The sequence below is a fragment of the Oceanobacillus arenosus genome, assembly GCF_003369575.1.
Lineage (GTDB): Bacteria > Bacillota > Bacilli > Bacillales > Amphibacillaceae > Oceanobacillus > Oceanobacillus arenosus.
Genome location: NZ_PIOC01000030.1, coordinates 1 through 2473, shown reverse-complemented (window position 1 = coordinate 2473; position 2473 = coordinate 1). Strand labels below are relative to the sequence as shown.

The window sequence follows — 2473 nt, the reverse complement described above, 5'->3', positions numbered from 1 at the left end:
TCCATTTATGGATTAAATAAGATTATAATGCTTAAGCGCATCACTATGTCTCATTATCCTAATACCTCTAGAAAATGCCCCATCAATTAAATACTCTAATTGATTTAACCTTTCTATTGTTCCTTCGCCATGACCATAAAAAATAAATAATTGATCATTTTGCGCTGTTAAATCTAATAATTTATCTATATCAGTGTTGGATGCTTGAGTGTTTAAAGTAGAAATCAAGTTAGGAAGATTAATATTACCTTTATCATTGACTTCGGTAAGTGTCTGCCGTCCTCTCCCACTTTCAAAATAAAGATTTACCCACTCCAAAGCTCTTTCGTTAAAAAAGCCATCACCCCCAGCATGATATGTGTATACGTGGTGTTTAAGGTCAATTCCCCATGCCTTAGCATCATCCACGCATCCTTGTAGCAAATCTCGCGCTGATTCGTCTGTCAACCTTATTTTTGCATTCGTATAATTATTTATCAGAGGTGATGTGATGTGCATAGTGCTAGTTGCAGATGATACTATGCTATCTATATTTTTCACTTGAACTTCTTCTCGGTTATTCTCGTCATAAATCAACAATTTATAGTCCGCTGCAAACATAAACATCGCTGCGCCACCGACTGAAAAAGACGTACTTCCTGCGCTGACAGTACCGATAACAGGGTGTAATCCTATACTAACGTGATGTCTCCCATGACTCATCATTTCCCAACCAGCTCTTAATAGCGCATAAAGATTTTCGCGCATCATAAATCCGAAAGTATCGATTATTCCTGTACTTATAGCAGAGTTGTTTACTACAGGATAATCACCATCCCAACCAGAGTATTCTCTGCATTTTTTAAGAAATAGAGGGTACCAACTATTGTAATCTCCAATACCTCCATCATCTGAATGGATAACTAAAACTCCTTTTTTATAAACAGGTTTTTTCGGTTCTATAAAATTATAAATCATAGAGAAACCATCTCCTGTAAATATGTTGCATAATACGTTCTCGCTCCTGCCTGTTGCGTATCAGCATTGTTAAGATACTCTATTACCAAATCCTGCGTATTTGAAAAAACTAAACCTCTAAATATATCTCTAATATCCTGATTAGTCATAAAGTCTATCGTGATTGCCTTGGTGGATTCAACGTCTGAAACATAAACTCTGCTTGCATTAGCTCCTCCTTGCGGTATCCGAATCGTTACGATTATCCTGTGCCTCCCAGTAGAGTTAGGTATACCAGGGATGTATAAACCGAATTGGTTTAAATTCGCGATACAATTTGATGCAGGAGTTATCCTTTTTCTCTCATTTGTACCAGCAGGGACTATGCTTGATGGAGTTTCATTATACATTTGAACAGATTTTTTACTTGTTTGCATAAATGTTCCAGTGTACTGATCATAAGCAAAAGGTGCAGCATTTACGAATCTTATAACATTATCCCCGTTAGCATCTTTTATTGAGGATAATTCAACTATTTCTTTCGTTGCAGTATCTCTTGCTACCAAAGACTGTCCGAAATTTGCTTTGCCAAGTAGTGATATCCTTTTAAGTTTAACGTTAAAATCTACAGATACAGAAGTGCTTGTATCAGATATACCAAATCTAATAAACAATTTCTTCTCACGCAAAGTAGCAGTGTTCACGTTAAGACGAACTATCACACTTTCCTTAACAGTTCCGGCTAAGTGAACATCTTGTTTACCTACAGACCATTCAACGTTTTCCTCTGCATAAATCAACGTATTTACAATAGCGTTGTACGCTGATTTGTTTTCGATTGCATATTCGATTTCAACGGTTGCAGCATTATCTATTGTAGGAGTAAATGTTTTAGTTGTCTCCACATGTATTCCAGCGGCATTTGAAGGGTTTCCGATTAAGTTTAGTAAAAAAAACTGATCGGCTTTTACATAAGAATTAGAACCAGTCCTGTTTACAGTTTTTAAGGGAAAAAATTCAGTTCCAGATTTATATACATCATTAATACCTAATGCTAGTTTATCTAGAGATCTTCTTAACTCCTTTAATTCTGCATTTAATATATTTACGATTTGATTCCCTTCACCGTCTGTCGCTATTGCTTTAGGTACACCATCTTTACTTCGACCAGCAACTCTCATCATTTTATCTGCCATTTATTCCACCTCCCACGGTTCATTCTCATCTGTTAATACGGATTGCCAGTCAATGATGAAAGTCTGCAAGTCTAGTGATAATTTTTCTATTGATACTGTGCCGTCTACAACCTCTAATCCTTGATAAGTACCAATATCTCTCCAATAGTGTTCATTAATATCCCACATATAGGTATGCGCTCCATCATGATGTTGGGCATCAAAAACAAGCATTGGGCTAGGTGTACCGTTTGGATACTTTGCAATTAATGCAGGTAAAGAAAAAAACGCCTCTTTGGGCGCTCCATTTCCTAAACTAGCTAAAATAGCATCGACATAAGATAATGATGCCATTTGTGCCA

Annotated in this window: 3 protein-coding genes; all 3 read right to left on the bottom strand. The window is 36.5% G+C overall.

The features are described 5' to 3' along the window. Positions 1-12 precede the first annotated feature (12 nt). Positions 13-957, bottom strand: coding sequence for a polysaccharide deacetylase family protein (locus CWR48_RS18465; protein WP_115774782.1), 945 nt, complete (start codon positions 955-957; stop codon positions 13-15). Beyond that, entirely contained in the window at positions 954-2132 is a 1179-nt protein-coding gene (locus CWR48_RS18460; RefSeq protein WP_115774781.1) for a hypothetical protein, read from the bottom strand. The genes CWR48_RS18465 and CWR48_RS18460 overlap by 4 nt, the downstream gene beginning before the upstream one ends. Continuing rightward, a partial coding sequence (locus CWR48_RS20545) for a hypothetical protein (protein WP_170140811.1) occupies positions 2133-2473 on the bottom strand: 341 nt, incomplete at its 5' end.